Annotated in this window: 11 protein-coding genes; all 11 read right to left on the bottom strand. The window is 41.7% G+C overall.

Annotation, left to right across the window (positions count from 1 at the left end):
• Positions 1-23 precede the first annotated feature (23 nt).
• The gene (locus D0T66_RS15265; RefSeq protein WP_163358164.1) at positions 24-5,477 is read right to left on the bottom strand and encodes a helicase-related protein; all 5,454 of its coding nucleotides are present in this window, start codon (positions 5,475-5,477) and stop codon (positions 24-26) included.
• On the bottom strand, positions 5,467-5,907 hold the full coding sequence (locus D0T66_RS15260) for a DUF1896 family protein (protein ID WP_185154853.1): 441 nt from the start codon (positions 5,905-5,907) through the stop codon (positions 5,467-5,469). Before D0T66_RS15260 ends, D0T66_RS15265 begins: the two co-directional genes overlap by 11 nt.
• A 180-nt stretch (positions 5,908-6,087) precedes the next feature.
• Complete coding sequence (locus D0T66_RS15255) at positions 6,088-8,313, bottom strand: type IA DNA topoisomerase (RefSeq protein WP_163358163.1); 2,226 nt, start codon at positions 8,311-8,313, stop codon at positions 6,088-6,090.
• 174 nt (positions 8,314-8,487) lie between these two features.
• Complete coding sequence (locus tag D0T66_RS15250) at positions 8,488-9,888, bottom strand: DUF3945 domain-containing protein (protein ID WP_163358162.1); 1,401 nt, start codon at positions 9,886-9,888, stop codon at positions 8,488-8,490.
• A gap of 329 nt (positions 9,889-10,217) precedes the next feature.
• On the bottom strand, positions 10,218-10,511 hold the full coding sequence (locus tag D0T66_RS15245; protein WP_163358161.1) for a helix-turn-helix domain-containing protein: 294 nt from the start codon (positions 10,509-10,511) through the stop codon (positions 10,218-10,220).
• A gap of 408 nt (positions 10,512-10,919) precedes the next feature.
• Positions 10,920-11,759: an RteC domain-containing protein gene (locus D0T66_RS15240; protein ID WP_163358160.1), complete on the bottom strand. Its 840-nt coding sequence runs from the start codon at positions 11,757-11,759 to the stop codon at positions 10,920-10,922.
• A gap of 181 nt (positions 11,760-11,940) precedes the next feature.
• Positions 11,941-13,131, bottom strand: a complete 1,191-nt coding sequence (locus D0T66_RS15235) for an RNA-directed DNA polymerase (RefSeq protein WP_163358159.1) — start codon at positions 13,129-13,131, stop codon at positions 11,941-11,943.
• A 700-nt stretch (positions 13,132-13,831) separates the two neighbouring features.
• Positions 13,832-14,170, bottom strand: coding sequence for a four helix bundle protein (locus D0T66_RS15230; RefSeq protein WP_163358158.1), 339 nt, complete (start codon positions 14,168-14,170; stop codon positions 13,832-13,834).
• A gap of 394 nt (positions 14,171-14,564) precedes the next feature.
• Positions 14,565-16,610, bottom strand: coding sequence for an FISUMP domain-containing protein (locus tag D0T66_RS15225; protein ID WP_163358157.1), 2,046 nt, complete (start codon positions 16,608-16,610; stop codon positions 14,565-14,567).
• Positions 16,611-17,329: 719 nt separating this feature from the next.
• On the bottom strand, positions 17,330-18,559 hold the full coding sequence (locus D0T66_RS15220) for a site-specific integrase (RefSeq protein ID WP_163358156.1): 1,230 nt from the start codon (positions 18,557-18,559) through the stop codon (positions 17,330-17,332).
• Between the two features lie 101 nt (positions 18,560-18,660).
• Positions 18,661-19,179 carry a hypothetical protein gene (locus tag D0T66_RS15215; protein WP_163358155.1) on the bottom strand — a complete coding sequence of 173 codons (519 nt, stop codon included), beginning with the start codon at positions 19,177-19,179 and terminating at the stop codon, positions 18,661-18,663.
• Positions 19,180-19,684 lie beyond the last annotated feature (505 nt).

Below are 19,684 nucleotides of genomic sequence, written 5' to 3'. Positions count from 1 at the left end.
TTATTTGTTTTATAATCATGTTTTTACATTTTAAACCTCTTGAATGATTTCTTTGGTTCATCCGAGGGTTTGATTTCTGTTTGCTTAATACTTGTATCTGGCTTGGCAATAAAAATCCTACCGGGATTAGCTTCGATAATCTCTTTGATGGACATTGCTTGCTCAGAACGAACATTTTGGCTATCAGTTTTCACATTTTCCTTTGGTACATCAACCGCCTGCTGTGCATCCATCTGCTGTTCCTTATCCTTATTCTCCAAACTCAAACTGATTTGCCTATTGAGTGAGTCCAACTGCGACTTTAAGTTCTTCAATTCCGGCTCTTTCCTAAAAATAGAATCAATCACATTTTTGAGTACAGGCAGGTCTTTCGATAGCTTCGCGTTCTCCGACTGGTATTTCTCAATCAGGTTCGGGATTTTCTCCAGAGCATTCAGAAAGTTTTTAGATGCCAATAGCGGGTCGTGGGCAATATGCCCATTGTTATAATTGTATTTCACTCCTCCTTCCCCTTCAATAAAGAAGCGATTGTCCTTAAAGGCTACTCCTTCTTTCTGACTGTCTTTGGTCTTAACAAGAATTTTGAAGCCGTACAACTCTCCAATCTTAAAATACTCCCCATTGGTACGGGCATTATCAGCTAACTGATTAAGTTTTTCCCCAATCGCTTTGGGGTTAATGCTATTGAAATTATCCAACGTGATCGGATTAAGCTTGTTATCTTCCTTGTCTGTCTGTACCTTATCATTAAAAGCAGTTAGGTCTTTTCCCATTCGGGCAATAAGCTCGTTGTTACCATCAATGGTTCGGGTATTATCCTCAAATTTGTAGATAGCAGAAGATTTACTTTTGTTAAAAGTGCGTTTCTCGCTTTCGAGGGCGTTAATTTTCTTTTCTAACTTGGCTTTTTCCAATAAATCGGTATTGCCCGACAGTATCGCTACATACTCCGAAAAATTCATACCTGAACTCTCGTCCAGACTACCCTCGTCAATGGTACGGCTACCGAGATTGTTCGATTTTAATTGATTGATAAAGGTTTGCTTGTTCTGCAAGAGATTGAACTTATAGGAGTCCAAACTTTTCTCAACGGCATAGATAATTATATCGACCTTGTTATCAGCGTATAACTTTGCCACTTCGTTGCCTTTACGAATTGCCCGACCATCCCTCTGGGTGAGATCAGACGGACGCCAGGGCGTATCGGCATGATGAATCGCCACAGCCCTCTGTTGAGCATTTACACCCGTCCCCAACATGGATGTAGAACCGAATAGCACACGGATACGTCCTGCATTCATGGCATCTATCATCGCCTTACGTGCTTTGTCGGTCTTAGCTTCCTGTATAAAGCGTATTTCATGGGCAGGGATGCCGTGATCTTCCACCAATTTGCGTTTGATTTCCGAATATGGATTCCACTCGTTGGGTTTGTAGGTTCCCAAATCGGAGAATACGAACTGTGTTCCTTTCTGAAAATCGTATTTGTTATAATACTCGGCTATCTTAGCTGCACAATGGCTTGCTTTATTATCCACATGGTCGTCAAAATGAGGGCTTATCATCCGCATATCGAGCGACATCTTACGGGCATAGTCGGTAGCGATCAACATCTTTGCCTTTTCTTCCTTTTGAGAGAGTGGTTCTCTGCCCAACAGTGTCGCATCACCACTTTTAGCAAACTCCATTAACTTTCCGATAAAGACTTCTTGCTGTGGTGTGGGTGGGATATTATGCAGAATTTCGTTCTTTTGTGGGCGGTCTATACCAATATCCCTGGCTGTACGGTAGTCGGTAATCTCATTGTAGAAAGCAGCCAATTCCGGCACTTTGATAAAATAGCGGAAACGTTCTTTTTGTACAATCTGGTTGGTTACCGAAAACTCATAGTCTGTCGATTTTTTGGCATAAATAGCCGCCCACGCATCAAACGAGTTGATATTCTGTTTTTCCAACTCCTTTGGTCGCAAGTATTTGAACAAGAGATATAATTCTGTCAGACTATTAGAAATAGTCGTACCCGACAAGAAGGTTGCTCCCAAATCTTTGTCATTCCGCTCTTGAATAGTTCGAATGGCAAAAAGCATATTCAATGCTCGCTGACTACCTTCGGGATTACCTAAACCTGCCACCCGGTCATGACGAGTGGTAAAGGTTAAATTTTTGAACTGATGGCTCTCGTCTATAAACAAATGATCTATACCCATCATCTTAAAATCTACCACGTCGTCGGTACGATTCTTAATTGTATCAACCAGATTTTCCAACTTCACTTCAAGGTTATTCTTGCGAACTTCCAAACCATGCAGCATCCGTTTAGATGCCGATTGACCGCTGGTCATCTCCAATACACGCAAGTTTTCCTCTACCGAATCTAATTCTTGTTGAAAAATCTGCTGTTGCATTTCGGGAGATTGGGGTATCTTGCCAAATTGGTCATGCGTTAATATCACGGCATCCCAATTATTGTTCTTGATGTCATTGAAAATCTTCACCCGCTTTTGGGGTGTAAAATCTTCCTTGCCGGGATAAAGAATACGAGCGTTGGGATAAGCAGTAGCAAAAGTTTTAGCTATTTCGTGCACATTGGCTTTCAATCCGATAATCATCGGTTTATTGACCAATCCCAATCGTTTCATTTCATAAGCTGCACAGCACATTATCAATGTTTTACCGCCGCCCACCTCATGATCCGCGATCCCGCCTCCTAATATTTTAAGCATCCAGATACAATCTTTCTGACTTGGATATAAATCGGGAATACCCAAGCCTTTTAAATCTAAATCGAGGAACGTTTGGTGTGAGCCATCGTACTCGGGACGCACATAACAGTTGAATTTTCGGTTATAAACATCCGCCAGCTTGTTTTGAAATTCGGGTGATTGTTCGTTCAGCCAATCAGTAAATCCTGTTCGTATTTCATCAATCTTACTATTGGCTAACTGAATAGTCTCGCCATCAGGCACTTTTACTTTTTTCTCTTCGTCCGTATCCTTGTCAACAACATTGATCGTTTTGGTAATATTGGGCGTTGTATTGAACAAAGCGTGCTTTAGAAGATGTATTCCGGTAAAGAGTTGGCTTTCACTCTGTACGGCAAATTTTTCGTTGATAATCTGATTACTTCCTTTAGCTTCTATCTGAAAATCATCTCGTGAAGCATAATAATCTATTGTGATATCCGTCTCGAACAATTTAGATATATAGTCCTCATATACGGACATATCAATCCAACGTTCACCGAAATTAAAATCCAATTCGGAGAAACGTATGGGTTTGGGTGTGGCTTTTTGCAGGGCTTTTAAGGATTGTTGAGACCGTAAATCATCAGGATGATTGGAGAGATATCCTTCTATCTGTTCAGCTTTCTCCACGACATTGCCTGCGATAAACTTGTCATTTATTTCATAGTTTTGAATCAGCGGATTGAAATACATTCGTCCTTGCAGATCGTGTACCAACTCATCCCGGTCTTTGTTCTCCATCAACGAAAGCATATAGTCCAAATGAATTTCGCCGTACTTATTTAGTGAAGCTGTTAATGCTTCATCGGGAGTATCGGCTATCGCAATTTCATTGGGATTGAAAGCCACAGGACGGTCAAAGATATCCGCCTTTTGCAGTTTGCCATCAACAACCCTTTCTAAGGCGAGTATCTGTGTACCACCTGCATCCATCTTAATAAGATCGAGATTCTTTTTATCATTGAGATTGCCGTATCGTTTGATGAAGTTATCATAAAGGATATTGAGGTTACCACGAAGGGAAGCGTGTTCGGTCAGATTCTTAGCTTCATGATCGTAAAGCATATGGTAAATATCCCGAATCTCCACATAGCGACTAATTTTCGCCTTTTGGTCGAAAGGCAGATCCAAAGGCTGAAACTCTGCTCTATCCCGATAGCGTTCTTTGAGATAACCGACCTGCTCCGAATCTTCAACCAATGAACCTTTCTTGTGATGCTCCATCAGCTCGCCGGAGAATGGTCGAAGTTCGAGCCTCCCCAACCCCTCCATAGGAGGGGCCTTTGGTTCGGTTTTCTCTTGACGAATAGTCGTAGAAGTTCCCCTTGGGGGATTTAGGGGGCTCGTTCTCTTCCTAGAACTTCGTTTGGGCTTTACCTGTGTCCGTTCCTCTTGTGAAAAACCAAAGAGATCGTATAAACTCATTATGGGCACCTCCCCCTGTCCCCCTCCAATAGAGGGGGTAACTTCCTCTACTTTAATAGTAGCAAAACGTGGTTGTTCTATCTGCTCCCGGGATGCTATTGATTCTCCCCTATGGGGAGATAAAGAGGGGATTTTCTGTTTAATATCAATCAAGTGTGCATTATACAGGTCGATATTAAGATTGGCTTTCAGATCGCTTTTCAACATTTGTCCCATATAGTCGGCAATTTCATCCATTCCACCTTCATGAATATAGACTTGTGCAGGTTTACCATAAGGATCGGTCCCGACAGTGGCTTTAGTTTGTACCACTCGTCCCAGATTATAGAAATAATCGTTGTTGTAGGTTTCTGTTTCCCGATGCAGGGAACTGGTAACAAATAATTCTTCCCACATATTGAGAGGTTTATCTTTGGCTGTATTCTTTTGCAAAACAATTAAGTCGCTACCGACCTCTGTTCCTGCATAATCTGTAAACAAATTATTCGGTAGGCGAATCGCTGATACCAGATTACTGTTGTGCATCAACCAATTTCGAATAGGCTCGTTATTGGGCGAGTTCATTACTCCTTGCGAAGTAATAAATGCCATTACGCCACCTTCCCGAAGCGATTCGATACCTTTTACAAAGAAATAGTTGTGAATAGCTTTGGTAGATTGTTGTAGCACACTGTCTTTACTCTTCCTAAAAGCAGCATCAAACACACTCATCTCCCCGAAAGGAATATTAGATGAAACGACATCAAAATAATTGTTGTATCTGCTTTCGATAGTTTCAAAGCCTTCGATATTTACTCTATCATCGGGTGAAAGATGAGATAGAATTTTACCTGTCAAAATATCCTTTTCAAAACAGGTTTTTTCTATCGCATTTTTTGAAAAGCTATTCGAAAACTCACCCATACCTGCCGATGGGTCCAGAAAGCGACTGATCGTTATTCCCGATTCATTGATACTATCCGCCAAAGTCTGCACCACTTCGGGCGGTGTATAGAAAGCGGTCAGTACTGAATTACGAATACTGTCGAAATATTGCTTATACTCTTTTTCCGATGAAGTATTATCCCGGATTATCTGGTGCAGTTCGGCAACCAAAGGAAATAATTCCAGCTCCGATTTTGCCCAACGAGCAGTATCTGCCAGCGAGTTCGCAGGATTGAGGACACATTTAAGTCCTCCGAATCCTGTGTAACCCGAAAGTACCACCTTCTCAGCATCAATAGCCGGTCGTTGTTCTTTGTCGAGAATCAAGACGGTACGGATAGCATCGATGTTGGCTCGAAGATGTGTCCGCTTGTTATAAGCCATTTTCTCCCAGCCAAAGTGAAATGAAACCTGTCAGTTCTGTATAGAGCTTATCGTAGTCAGCGGAATACATAAACTCGTCCGAGAGTGTATATTGCAGAAAGATCATTTCACATTGGGAAAGTATTTTCCCGGCATAGTCTTTGGCTTCCGATTGAGGGATGATACCGGAGAATTCATTCCACAACACATTGATAAGCATATCCTGTTTGGAGAACAGCAAATCACGAAACAATGTCAGGTTTGCCAATTCTTCAGCTTCGGGATGGGATAAGCCGTCTTTGATAGCATTGGAATAGGCTTCTGCCGCTTCATCGGCTCTGGTTTTGATAAAGTCGGTATCGGATGCCAGAGTGGGATGACTCTCTTTGAAATAGGACAAAAGGCTTAGTCTATAATAGGATAGCTCTATGGGTTTGTTGTTTTTCTTCATGATTTTATTCTTTTGATGGATGAATAATAATCGGAATAACCTACCTTTGTTTCACTTCAAATTATTGTCGTGAGGCAATCGGGTTAAACCTGATATAATAGTTTGGATAATTAGTGAGGTGCTTGGGAGGGATACCCAAGCACCGTTTTTGGGGAGCCGCAGGCTCTTTTGTTATTCTTACTACAATTTCTTTTTAGAAAGTCCCTTTGGGTTGTTGTCAAATACAAACTTCACTTTGTAGTCTTCATCAAGTATCAGAGTAGCATCGAAACATTTTCCGGCTTTAGATTTGAAGCCTTTAACAACACTTGTTTGCTTTCCTGATAAAAGAGTTTGCAGAATATCGTCAGACAGTGTTTTTCCACATAACGAGGTAAATACCATCAGGCCACATTCGGCGTCGGAACATTTGGCTACTTTGGGATAGAGGTTAACCTGTTTACCACATTTGGGACAAGTGGCAGTTTGTATTTGGGGCAAGTTCAACTTGACATTGAGTAATTCTTCCGTGATTTGCGAAGCATAGATTTCTATACCTTTGGTAAAATTATCGGCATCGGCTTCTCCCGATTCTATCTTAGCAAAAGTGTTTTCCCACATACCTGTCATCTCCACATCGGCAATGCGTTTGTCTTTGACAGCATGGTACACGGCCAATCCTTTTTCGGTAGGAATAAGCGACTTTTTTTGGCTACGCCTTCCTCCTTCGCGTCTCGGCAATTCATGTAAACATGATTGCTCTCGACTTGTTGTCGGTTCTCGCCGCATATAATCCCGTGAGAATAAGGTTTCGATAATAGAGGCTCGTGTGGCGGGCGTACCGATACCGCATTCTTTAGATAAATACCTCTCACTCGGCAAATTGTGAGCGAGCTCACTTTGCTCTCGCTTAGTCGGTATTTTCATTGCCAAACGTTGTTCTTCGTTATCCAATTCTTTACCGGCACTCTCCATCGAACTTAATAAACTGCTCTCGGTGTGTAATGGCTTCGGCTTGGTCAGTTTCTCCAATAGTTGTATATTGGAAACATGAAGCTCTTGCCCTTCTGCCAAAATTGGAAGTTCTTTGTTTTCGTCTTTACCTTCCCCTTGCTCGTTCCAGACTTTTCGCCAGCCAGCCACTTTGGTAACCGATCCCTTGACTACATAAAGCGTATCTGCGCAATTTAATGTGACGGTTGTTTGGTCTTTGATACATTTTCCCGAAAATGCTTCTAACATCCGTCCGGCTATCATGTCGTAGATTTTCCGTTCATCATAACTGATAGTATTCGGCAGTTGCCCTGTAACCAATAAGGCATGATGATCGGTTACTTTCTTGCTGTCTACGCTTCGGATATTGAGATTCATATCTGAAAGCTTTTCAGCATAATTTGAAAAGGATTCATATTTTATCAGTTTGCGAATCAATTCGGGAACTTCCATAAATACATCATCAGAAATATACCGGCTGCCTGTCCGTGGATAGGTAATAAATTTCGATTCATACAGTTTCTGAGCAATAGACAAGGCCTTGTCGGCAGAGAATCCATATTTACTGTTGGCTTCCTTTTGCAAGGTAGTCAAATCGTAAAGCAAGGGTGGTTCTTGCGATACTTCCTTTTTCTCCACACTTTGCACAATAACGGTCTTTTGCTGCTTCTGTTTCTCATACAGTTCTTTAGCGATTGAGCGAGAGTCAATCCGCTCTTTAGTAATGGCTGAAAAGGTTTTATTACCCGAAAAAGTATCCAGACGCAAGTCCCAATAAGGAATCGGTGTGAAATTGGTATACTCCAGATAACGGGAGCAAACCATCGCCAACGTAGGTGTTTGCACTCGTCCCAATGAGAATATGCCTTGTCCGGCAGCAATGGTTATCGCTTGTGAGGCATTGATACCTACCAGCCAATCGGCTTGGCTACGAGCTTTGGCTGCATCATAGAGTTTGTTATAAGATGCTCCGTCTTTGAGATTTTGCAAGCCTTCACGGATAGCTTTTTCGGTAAGACTACTGATCCATAACCTGTCGAAAGGTTTTTGACAATTCAGATAGGTATAAATGTAGCGAAATATCAGTTCTCCTTCTCTTCCTGCATCGGTAGCAACAATAATGCTGTCGCACTGCTCGAAGACTGAGCGGATGACTTTGAGTTGTTTCAATGCTCCGGGGTCTGATTTCATCCCTTTGTCTGCTCTTATTTGTCGGGGGACGAGTTTGAAAGATGGAGGGGTAATAGGTAGTTGTTCCCGAACAAAGCTGCTTGCTCCATATTCTTCGGGCATGGCGAGCTGCACCAAGTGTCCTAATGCCCATGTTACTAAATAATTATTGCCACTGAGGTAACCATCTTTTTTATCGTTTGCACCCACGATAGTGGCGATTTCGCGTGCTACCGAAGGTTTTTCTGCTATAATTGCTATCATGATTTTAATTTTTTAATGTGATGATATGCCGATGTGCCAATTCAATTAGCAAATTTGAAGATTAGATAATTAGCGAATGTCTTAGCTACTAATTCTTGTCGCTTTGCGCCAATTTGCTTATTTGCCTCGCCTTCGCTTCGGCGAACGTTGTTTTCGAATTGACATATTGGCATATTAAAATTTCATTCCTTTGGATTTCACTACTTTCTTTTCTTCCTTCTTCTCTTCCTGTTTGGCAGTCGGAGCGGTCTGTCCTTGTTTCAAAGGTTCTTTGATATCCTTAGTCGCTTCATTGGCCTTTCCTTCGGAGTTAACGGCAACCTGTGTCTTGGAAGCATTATCGGGCTTGACTTCCGCTCCTTGTTTCTTCGCTTTGTCGGGATTCCATCTGAAAAAGTCGAGTTTTTCCTTTTCTACATTGACTTTGATGTAAGCATTGAAGGGTTCACCTTTTTTATCGGTCATACCCGTAACATAGATGGTTTTGTGTTCCTTTAGGTCTTTTTGTTGCTGTTCGGAAAGCTCTGCTCCAAGTAGTTTAGTTGGAATACGGAACTGTGTTTCTCCTGATTGAGATTGTTGTTTAGACTGCTTTTGCCCTTGCTTTGGAGAATTATCGAATCGGAACTCCAGACTTCGGCGGTCGGCATTGATCTGAACAGTAGCATTGAACTCTTTGTCGTTCTTGGATTTCATGCCTTCGAGATAGACGGCTTTCCCTTCCGACAAATCTTTCTTTTGTTGGTCATCAAGGGTAACGCCTTTGATTTCATTCGGAATTTTAATCCTATCGGCACGAACGGCCACCAATTCATTAGTCAACTTGTCAATAGATAGAAATGCCATCATCTTTTGATCTTTAACAGGTTCTATCTCTACTAATCGCCCTGCATGACCTGTCTGGCGAAGGTTTTGTTTATCTTCTTCGGTCAGTCGGGTTCCATAGACAAAGCCTTCGAGTTGCGGTTCTTTACGAATGGCATGTATTACAAGGTTCAACTTGCCTTCATCATTTTCTCTCAACGACAATCGTGCATCAGTACGGATAATGGAATCACCAACTTCGGTTTTGATGGGGATAAGGGTCGACGTTTTTTGCCAATTGAGCATTTTATCCAACGTTTTTTTATCAATCTGCTCTTTAGTGATACCGAACTTTTCGAATTGTGACCAATCGATGCGGGATTCATCAATTGCCTGATAGGGCTTTTTGGCAAAGGCTTCGGGTAGGACACGAATTTCATCCATAAATTTTTTGTTGGATGGGTTTTCAGGGTCTTTGAGCATATCACTCAATACATTAGCAATATTATCTATTGCATTCATGGGTACTCTGAAAAAATGAAAATGTGTCGGTTCCTTACACTGTTTGAGAAAGTTGGACATGAAATTTTCCAAAGCATCGCTGTGTTTGTCGATTTTCAGAAATTCGGGTTCGTTCTTCTGTTCGGGTTTGACGGTTTTAGGGCTTCCGTCTTCGTTCAGTCCTGCGACTACTTTAGGATTGTTATCGCCTTTTTCTGTGACCAGCAGAACATCAGTCTGCTCTTTGTGGTCTTTTAGATTTTCATTCATCGTTCTTTAAGGGTTACATGTTACAAGTAGACACGTTTGACTACCGGCAACGAGTTAATAATTGGGATAATTAGGGGTCGCAGACCCTTTTATTTTACGAAGCCTACGACTATGATTTATAAATAACCCGGGGATAACGGGCTTGAAAAAATATTTCGGGAGCTAATGTAAAATGAAAAATGATAGGATGCATTGATTCTCAATAGTGTGGCCGCCTTTGTCCGGCTTAGACCGCCATAAAATGATTTTGTGGGATTAAGACATAAAAAAAGTACCGGATTTTCCGATACTGCCCCTGTTTTGTCGTATGATGAAGTCCTATTATATAACTATTCTTCTTCTGAAGCTGGAATATCATTCTCTTGGTTTCTTCTGATAAACTCTTCTACATCCGATTCGTAATAAAATGGCTTACCTCCAATCTGGAAGTAGGGTAATATACCTGTGGCTCTGTAACGCCGCAGCGTACGTTTACTAAGATTCAATAACAGACATAAGTCCTGATTGTCAAGAATGGTTTTACCATTCAGGCGATTTCTTGCTTTGAGTAAAAAAAAGATTTCATCCAGGCGTTTGTGAAGTCCTTTCATCCCGTCATCGAATATATTGTCTGCTACTTCCATCGGTTTTAAGAATTATTGAATATTCGTAAATCAGCGGTACAAAGTTCTGAAAGAGAAGGCTTATTCGAGGGATAGTAGGGTGAGGTATTTTAAAAACAAAATGAAATAAGGTTGATTTACTGTGTATTACAATCCTATAAAATATCGTTTTTTGAGAAAACGAAATTGGTTTGCTAACCTAAAAAAAAATGAAATAGATCAGAAAAAATAGCGTGGATTCATAATCTCCCCAAATAGAGGTACTGGTATACCCAAACAAACGGGAATAACGATCCACGCTATATTGCATAGCACAGGTCATTACGTTTCCTCTCGTTTGTTTATTCAAAAATTACCAGTTTTCTATTTCATGTGAGATGAAGCGTACAATTTGTACTGATTCTATTTCTTCTATTTCATTTCAATATATTATTTTTTATCAAATTTATTCATTTTCTGAGAGAAAGTCGTTCTCAAAAGGTCTAAAAACGGACTTCTGTTTTTACGATCCTGCATCTTAGCAAAACTACCGGAAACATTAGCTCCCAAATCAATATTGTAAATAGTTTCGAAATAAGAGCATATTTCTTTTAGTGTTGCTTTTCCATGGTTGAAAACGCCAACCCAGAATAACAAATAAATCAATTCAATAAGAAAAACTTTTGGAGATGTCCATGTCAATTTCTCTTTCAGGGACAAAGCTTCTCCTTCGTTTTTTGTTTTCAATCGCCGCAACTCTTCACATAAATATTCTTCCACCCTGTCATTCCCAATCAACTTTGCCATCTTAAAATCGGCAGGTGTGGAAAAGCGAGGATCGCGCTCGAAATAGAAACTCTCCATCGTCATGTGAATAGTCGGTTTTTGTCGCAAAAAATAATATTCATCCATGCGTGTATCGCCGGAACGATAATACCTGTAAAAATCGCTGTTGCGTTCAAAATAATCTTTCAGCAAACAAAGTTGCCATTTCAGATATTTTTGTAGTTCCTCTTCGCCTCCTTTTGGGCGATTAATTTCGATGTTATACAATTTTCTGTAATAAATCAGGATGCTAAAGAGATTCGGTTTAGTCTCTTTGAAAAATTGGACTTCCTCTTCCTTGCACGGAAAAGTATACCCAATCGTAAAATCTTTCAAATCGACAAAAACTTGTTCCAATACCTCAATCGAACGTTCGGAACGTTGCAAAATATCCGCTTCTTCCATTTCGATTGTCAAAAGTGTCATACGCACTTCCCCCGTCAGTTTTTCAATAAAATTTGTCATACGCAAATTATTTTAAGTTAATACTAATTGAAAAGGAACACATTTGTTCCATTTTGCGATGGTCTTTATTCAAAACTGAAAAAAATGCACCGGTTTCGTTAACCGATACATCTCAAAATCAAGGGCTGTACTCTTAAAGAATGCACTTTTATTGTAACTAACAGCCTTATTTTCTTTTTATTTACTCTTCTTGTTTCACCACACAATAACTCTCGTTAAAACGAATACCTATCGGATTATCGGCAACCATATCACACAACTTCTTCCGAAAACGATAACTGTCATAATGCCTCCCAATACCCAAATACGAATTGACCGATGCCAACCAGCGTTCACCATTTTTCTTAAAATCTTCTTCGTTCTCGCTATAAATAGCACGATAGTCATTTCGAAAAACACGATTCATACTCCGGCAGATACGTTTGCCAATATATTGCCGATGCGGCTTGATAATGATACCTGTAAATGTCAGCCCTTTCGTGTAGTGTTGCAGATAAATCTTACGGGGATGAATTGTCAGCCCCAAACTACTTTGTAAATAAGAACGTATTTGCTTTATTATTTGCCGAAGTGCGCCTTTACTTTCTGCCATAAAAGCACAATCGTCTACATACCGGCCATAATACTTCACTTTCAACTCGCGCTTGACATAATGGTCAAAATCGTTCAGATACAAATTGGCAAACATCTGGCTCGTCAGATTGCCTATCGGAAGCCCTATATGTCCGCCACTGCGAAACAAGGATTTGCTTTCGGGCAAACCATCCCAATCATTTCTACTACCCTTTATCACACAGTGGGGAACAGGATTGTTCATGATTACCTTTTCTGACAGATTTTTCAATAGCTGCTTATCAAAGCCGCGATAGTATTTCTCTATCACTTTCTCCACTTTGTGATACAGTATTTCTTTGCGGACACTCATAAAAAAGCCCTGAATATCCAATTTCAACACATAACAATCGCGTGTATAATTATCCGAACACGAGCGCATAAAATGCTCCATTCGCTTTACCGCAAAATGAGTTCCCTTATCCTTGCGGCAACTGTAACTGTCGTAGATGAACATTCGCTCGAAAAACGCTTCCAGTTTAGCTATGATGTAATGATGGATCACACGGTCGCGAAAATCGGCGGCAAATATCTCACGCTTCACAGGCTTATGCACTATGAAAGCGCACGAACGCCCTATTTCGTATCTTCCCTCCAATACATCGCGCCAAAGTTCATGGATATTATCTTCGAAATTAACCTCAAATCTCAATGCATTAGCCGTATTCCGTTTGTTGCGCCGGCAATCGTAATAGGCTACAAACAAATCATTCCTAAACTTGCGACACTCACTTGTATTGAATCCGTAAACGTTATCCATCTTTTAAATTTGAATATTTGATAATTAGCATATGAGCAAATGAGTTGTCATGCTAATGGCTTTACCCTATGAATTTGCTGATTTTCAAATATGCTAATCTGCATATTTTCATATTAAATTATAACAGGATGTTCTTGTAACACTTTTTTATTTCTTACAGCGCACGGAGAACAAGTTGTTCCTATTGGTGTTGTTACGGTTCACCTGCGCGTTACTGTTGTTGAAGTTCCGATACCACGCGTTGTTGGTACTGTTACCGCCAGCCGACCACAAGTAGGCGTTCGTGCCGTAATTGTTGGCCGAGCCATTGTTGGCGTTGCCCGCAAGCTCCAAAATGTATAGTAGCCACTGAATTTGTGCTTAATTAAGACTCCAAAATGGAATCTTAAAACCCTCTGACCAATCATCGCATACATCCCGCCGAAATACCATCTAACGGAATAAGATCAAGTCTCCTTGGATATGCAACAATCTACGAAAGAGAGCGCATCTTTGATTACTACAACGATACCTAAATACCGCGATAGTGGGCTACTGAAATAAATGTGTACGCCCGAATCTGCCGTAGCGAGTATCCAGCTCTGACGGTTACAAACAACCATCCTGTATTATTAATGTAAAAATTAGCGAATGTGCCAATATGCTAATTGAGCAAAGCCACTTATGTCTCAACTCATTGGTTCATTGGCATATTGGTTAATTAACTTCTGCTCCACCCTGTCAACTGTTTCGAAATGCTCTCTACATACTCGTTGAGTACCGAGAAGCGACGAATGGCAATTAATCTTAAATCTTTCATCAAGCGTAACAGCAAACGAATCAGCTCTATCTGTTCCCGCGAACGGGCAAAATACGTCTCTCTGTCGTGCTTCGATATATTGATGCGATAAATACAAAGCAGCATCTCCACACAAGCCTCATTGATGCGTTCGCCCAACGTAAACTTATAACCCTTGTCCATCTTCTTAGTCAGGTTCATAAGCTCTACCGTCAGGTCGTAGGTGTGTTTATATACCATTAGTTCGTCGTATGTTGCCATAAATCTAATACGTTAATTCAAAAATTAAAAATCTAAAAAAACAACCCCCTATTCCTCCCCTGAGGGAGGACCGGTGGGGCTGGAGGGTCTGACGGCTGTCGCAGCCCGCAACACCCCTAACATTAACACAAGCATTTTTCTTTGAGTTTATTAGTTCAAGAGTATACAAGTGTACAAGAGCGTTATATTTGTTGGCTGAAGTTGAATTTTCCTCTTTCCTTCCGCCGATTGGACCGTTTTTTTTGAAAAATCCCATTTTTCAAAAAAAAATCGACGCTTCGCGTCAGGTGAGCAAGCCTGCTAACGCGGGGCTTGCTACACCGCCACTCAGCCTGCCGTGCCTTACGGCGGCGGCTAAATGGTAGAATAGTCAAATTGACCAATAGACCACACATTAGTCTTTCTTACAGCGCACGGAGAACAAGTGGCGCCTATTGGGGTAGAAACGGGCCACCTGCGCGTAACTGTTGATGAAGGTCCGATACCACGCGGTGTTGGTACTGTTACCGCCAGCCGACCACAAGTAGGCGTGCGTGCCGTAACCGCCGGCCGAGCCACTGTTGGCGTAGCCCGCAAGGATAATATTGAAGCCACCGGCAAGGTGCGGAGACATCACATTAGAGGCACCGTTGCTCTGATATGTGGTTTGGTTAGGTGCGGGACAAGGGTCTTTCATTCCTGTACCGTGAGTAGTTCCACGCCAGTTTGTAGCTCCTACAGTGATACCTGTGCCGGCATCGGGTATACCGGAGTAGGTAGCCGTGTTGTCGCTGATTATCTGCTCCAGGTCAGTAAATTCCCTGTCGCTGGGTAAGTGCCAACCGTTAGGGCAAATACCCTGTATCTTGTTTGTCTGGGGAGTTTGACCACTACCACCCTCGCCATCATTCCATACGCCTTGCCCGGTAGTGTTCGTTACACCCGAACTGTTTTTACGCCCTTTACTATTAGTAGCTGCAGCCCAATTATAGAGTAGCCCGATGCGTGGGTTGTTAGTGAAAGTGGTGGCAGTAGTTGGGGTCTGTGGGTAGCACCATTGAGGATTGGCATAGTCGCTGGCGGCAGAGGGGCTGCCCGGTAGAGCGATAACAACAGCCCCTTCATCCCCCGTGCGTCCGGCATCAGCAGCAAAGCTGCGAGCAGCAAGGTTAGTGATCATCCAACGGTTCTTACCATCACTGCTGGCAGCATCATTGCCAAACTCAGAAGAGATAAAAAGATTTCCATCTTGGTCACGATGCAGCTGATAGCTGTTATTGATATCTGAGGATACACCACCATCGTTGGGTGCAGTACCGTTCTTTACAGCCGTTATCTCGGCCGTAGTAAAGCCAAGGCGTTCAGCCCATTGTTCGAGAGTAGGTTCGTTTGTATTGCTGCAATTGAGAATAGTAACAGTGATGTCATCGAAGCGTTTTACTGTTGCCGTATCTTGAAAGGTGATATCAGCTGTGTGATACTTGGAAGCAGCATTGGTAGTGTACGAAAAGTTCGGGCTAAGTGTTACAGTGGTGCCGTCTTTCTTGTCTTCGCCACCTGTTGTCGGTAGAGCAGGGGTTGTGGAAGCTATCACATTGTTAGGATCGCTGGCAAGAGTGGCTTTCCACGCAGCATTGCCCTGTACAGCAAATGTACCGCTTGAGGCAGTAGTGTAGGTAATCTGGCTATTGCTGAATTGGTTGTTAACCTTTAAGGCATAGTTGGTCTGGTTGATTGTTACATAATCCTGCTGTCCGCATTCGGTAACTAAGTTAGTAAAGGCTATCTTGCGTTCCTTGCTCTTCCATGGATTGCTTGCCGGTGTTTCGGCTGCTGTCATTGCCGTAGCCGTAATAGTCATCACATAGGGCGAAGCACCGACTGTGCCCGTAGCAGCAGGTGATGTCAGAGGAAGCTGTGTCAAGCCACTGGTATTCTGCAACGCCCATGTAGGAGTTGCGCCACCTTCCCAGGTTACAGTTAATGTCTCCGATGGAATAGTCGTTCCCCGTGCATCCCTTCCGCTGGGAATATCAAAGTAGGTTTGGCTAAGAGTGGGAACAAAAGTATTCTTTTTGTGTAAGGGCTGCCATTCAGTGCCTACCCACACATATACTCCTTTACCTGTCATAGTACATTTATCTTCGTGATAAACAACCAATCCGGTATGCGCTGCATCTTGAGTATCTTTATCAAAACTGTCACCTCCTTTCACATAATCAGTTCCGCTTATGGCATCGAACATCGGAAAAAGTTGGTCGTAATCTGTTAGTTTTACACGTGGCAGTCCCAAACCTTTCGATGCTGTTACGTTGTTTGCATCGGGAGTTTGCTGTTTCAAGTCTAATAAAGCGCCACCGACAGGCGGATTACTGCTGCCAATGGTTACTTGTGCATTTACCTGGTTACTCAGGAGCAGCAAGGTGCAAAAAAATGTGAGTGTTAGAAATTTCCGTTTCATAAAATCTATGATTAAGTTTATAGTAATTTGATTGTTCCGGGGCTATTTTGTACTTTTATTTAAGTGTTTTATTACTTTCTATTTTACATTTTGCTTATTTCTGTCACTGATTAAGTGATGGTTCGTGAAAAAACAAAAGCAAAGATACTACTTTTTTTGCTATATCAAGTATTACCAATCAAGTAATTAGCCTTTTTTTGAGAGAAGGTGAGATATATGCATATTTTGCAGAATCAAGGTAATAACTTGTATATCAATTAGTTGATTCGTTGTTTTTATTTTTCTTAGGTATAGCTTTTATTTATAATGTCATAAATAGCCAATAATCAGGGAATTAAATCGTTTTTGCTGATTGTTTAAGATCAGTTTTGTTTTTACAAATGTTTTGCAAAAAGTAAAGTATATTCTATAATTATTTGAAATACAAATTATTAATAAGATTTCCGTCACTTAATCAGTGACAGAAATCTTCTGTAAATTTCACCGTCAAAGAGGGGTGTTTTTCTTGCTATTTTTTTTGTTATTTATACTGTTTTCATCTATTACTTTGTTTTTAGCTGTTAACTGATTCCAACCCCTCCGCTACGCTCGTCCCCTTTAGCAAAGGGGACAGTCCAATGCTCCAAATGTTGTTTTTGGTATGTACAAAAAGCCCTAACCGCAGCCTTTTCGGGTTGCAGTTCAATCATTATCAGGTGATTTTGTCTATTCGAGTAGACTTATCGGTGCGCCAGCTCAATTCCCCTGCTGTTGGTTGGGGGGAAGTGTGTTATCAGATCACTGACTCGTTCGCCCACCCGATCTAAAATCTTGCGGTCGAACGAGGCCAGATAAATCTGTGTCGTCTTCTCGTCGCTATGCCCCAGGCTCTCGCTAATCACGGCCAGTGGCGTATTGATTTGCTTGGCCAGGCTCGCCCACGTATGACGACAAACATGTGTAGATAGTTTATGTGTAAGCTTGGAAAGTCTACTGAGAGTTTTCAGACGGCTGTTTTGCAACCGTAAGGCACTTTCGTATTGCAAGCGCTCATTTTTTTCGGGATTGGTGATAATGGGTAAAAGATATTCGCTTTCGCGGGTCATGGGTGCGAAAAAGTCGATTAGTTTACGCAACTGCTGGGTCACTTTCACCTCAATGATGCGCCCCGTTTTCTTTCTCCGGTAGCGGAGAATACCGTTTTTGTAGTCGCTCTTTTTCAGGTAGGCCATATCCACAAAGCTCATTCCTTTGGCATGGAAGCCGAAGAAAAAGAGTTGACGAGCAAAGCGAAGCTGTTTATTTCCGTGGATATTCGCATTGTTCAAGCGGTTGACTTCGTCTTTGCTCAAGGCTCGTTTGATGGTTTTCTCCCGACCGGTAAATACATACTTGAAAGGCGAAACTTCCTGCGGGATGATTAGTTGCATCTGCACAGCCTTGTTGTATATCGCCCGCAGGTTGCGCATGTAAAACGAGATGGTGTTGCCTGTCAAGCCTTCGTCCTGCAACCGTCTTTCGAAGTCTATCATGAGCGAGGAGTTGATTTGCGAAATGAGCAAACTCTTGTTCCGGCAGAATTGGCAAAGACGCCCGGCAGCCGTCAGATAGGCGCGCGCGGTTCGCTCCTGCCTGCGCCGGATATAGATGGAGGATAGCTCCATGGTGAAGGAGAGTAAGTTATTGCCTTTTGCCAGGCAACGATAGCGCAGGGCTATATCCTCGGCTGTGTAAACGCCTTGAGAGGAGAGAATGGTGATAATCCGTCCGGTTAATAATCGCTTTTCGTCCAGCTGTTTATTAATCGATTCGATGTTGCTGTATTCGCGTCGAGCATCCCAATCGCAGGGGTGTACCTTGATGGGTAAGGCAATGCTCCGCGTCTGCCGGCGGTGGGTGATGCGTAGGTGGATACTGCCCGGCCGGTTGGGACGAAGCGATGGCTGCAAATAAAAATGGATCGTTGTCATCTTGTTGGTTCTCTGTTGTTTTTAAGGGTTAGTACTGTTTTTAACTTTTCGAGGGACGAAGGTAGTACTAACCCAAGGCAATTAGTCTGCTGATACCATCCTTATGGTAATTCTTTTTGCAGCTGGCTAAGAAAAAGCATGCATTGCATAGGGGTCGATTGTTCGATACGGAAGTTGCGTAAGCGAGTGACAATCTCATCCGTGATAGAGAACGAAGCTTTAGCTTCGGGAGTGGGTTCGAATATATGGATTTGAGTAAGGTATTCCGGTTCTTTGGGTTTAGGCGGGTTGGGTACGAACAAAGGAATCTGTGAAAACCAATCTTGATATTCCGATTCTTCAATGCCTTTATCTTGAATGCGGATATGCTGGTCGTCAAGGTATTCGATTTGCTCTGCTCTAAAGTGTTTCGTCAAATTTAGTGAGGGAAAGCCAAGAGAGACCACTTCATGGGAGACGGCCTTGATGTGTTTTTTGATTAATTTGTATGCTGTACAAGGTTGCGAATCTATCCGGAAGGCTGATTGTTGATAGGCTTTCCAAAATAGACCTTCTTTATATAAATGAATTGCATCTGTATTGGTCTTTTCTTGGGTAATGATTTCTATTATAGAGGCCATAAAATAAGAATTATTTGTATTTTTGTTGAGATTCTGCTTTTATATTGTAGGATACACTACTTCTTTTTCCGTCACCTGTCAAGTGACAGATGAGCCTTAATAACAGAGGCAAATATACATTTTTATTTTTTATCGACCCAATTTTTTGAGTCTAAAATTCAATCATATAATATACATTTTGAATTCTCTTCATTGAAGCAAATGACAAACAATTCCACACTGGATAACATAATATGCTACAAATGAATACACTATATGTTTGTCATGCAAAAAATAGTAACTAAACGAACGCAAAATGTTTTCTTGTATGCACAAGATGAAACAATTACACATCTCTCAGAAGTTTGTTCGGCTCTTTTTTGTTTTGCCGTATGTTTTCCCAAGAAGAAACATAGGTTTGTAATTTACTAATTATCTGACATCTACAAGTAAATTCTGTCACTTGACAGGTGACGGAAAAAGAAGTAGTGTATCCTACAATATAAAAGCAGAATCTCAACAAAAA

Origin of the sequence: Dysgonomonas sp. 25 (genome assembly GCF_010501075.1) — a bacterium.
Taxonomy (GTDB): domain Bacteria; phylum Bacteroidota; class Bacteroidia; order Bacteroidales; family Dysgonomonadaceae; genus Dysgonomonas.
This window is presented reverse-complemented; position numbering and strand designations above follow the sequence as displayed.

Excerpts from the sequence above, each read along its gene's own strand:
- D0T66_RS15215 (WP_163358155.1), bottom strand. The coding sequence starts at position 19,179 with ATGGCCTCTATAATAGAAATCATTACCCAAGAAAAGACCAATACAGAT.
- D0T66_RS15245 (WP_163358161.1), bottom strand. The coding sequence starts at position 10,511 with ATGGAAGTAGCAGACAATATATTCGATGACGGGATGAAAGGACTTCAC.
- D0T66_RS15265 (WP_163358164.1), bottom strand. The coding sequence starts at position 5,477 with ATGGCTTATAACAAGCGGACACATCTTCGAGCCAACATCGATGCTATC.
- D0T66_RS15225 (WP_163358157.1), bottom strand. The coding sequence starts at position 16,610 with ATGAAACGGAAATTTCTAACACTCACATTTTTTTGCACCTTGCTGCTC.
- D0T66_RS15255 (WP_163358163.1), bottom strand. The coding sequence starts at position 8,313 with ATGATAGCAATTATAGCAGAAAAACCTTCGGTAGCACGCGAAATCGCC.
- D0T66_RS15240 (WP_163358160.1), bottom strand. The coding sequence starts at position 11,759 with ATGACAAATTTTATTGAAAAACTGACGGGGGAAGTGCGTATGACACTT.
- D0T66_RS15260 (WP_185154853.1), bottom strand. The coding sequence starts at position 5,907 with ATGAAGAAAAACAACAAACCCATAGAGCTATCCTATTATAGACTAAGC.
- D0T66_RS15250 (WP_163358162.1), bottom strand. The coding sequence starts at position 9,888 with ATGAATGAAAATCTAAAAGACCACAAAGAGCAGACTGATGTTCTGCTG.
- D0T66_RS15220 (WP_163358156.1), bottom strand. The coding sequence starts at position 18,559 with ATGACAACGATCCATTTTTATTTGCAGCCATCGCTTCGTCCCAACCGG.
- D0T66_RS15235 (WP_163358159.1), bottom strand. The coding sequence starts at position 13,131 with ATGGATAACGTTTACGGATTCAATACAAGTGAGTGTCGCAAGTTTAGG.
- D0T66_RS15230 (WP_163358158.1), bottom strand. The coding sequence starts at position 14,170 with ATGGCAACATACGACGAACTAATGGTATATAAACACACCTACGACCTG.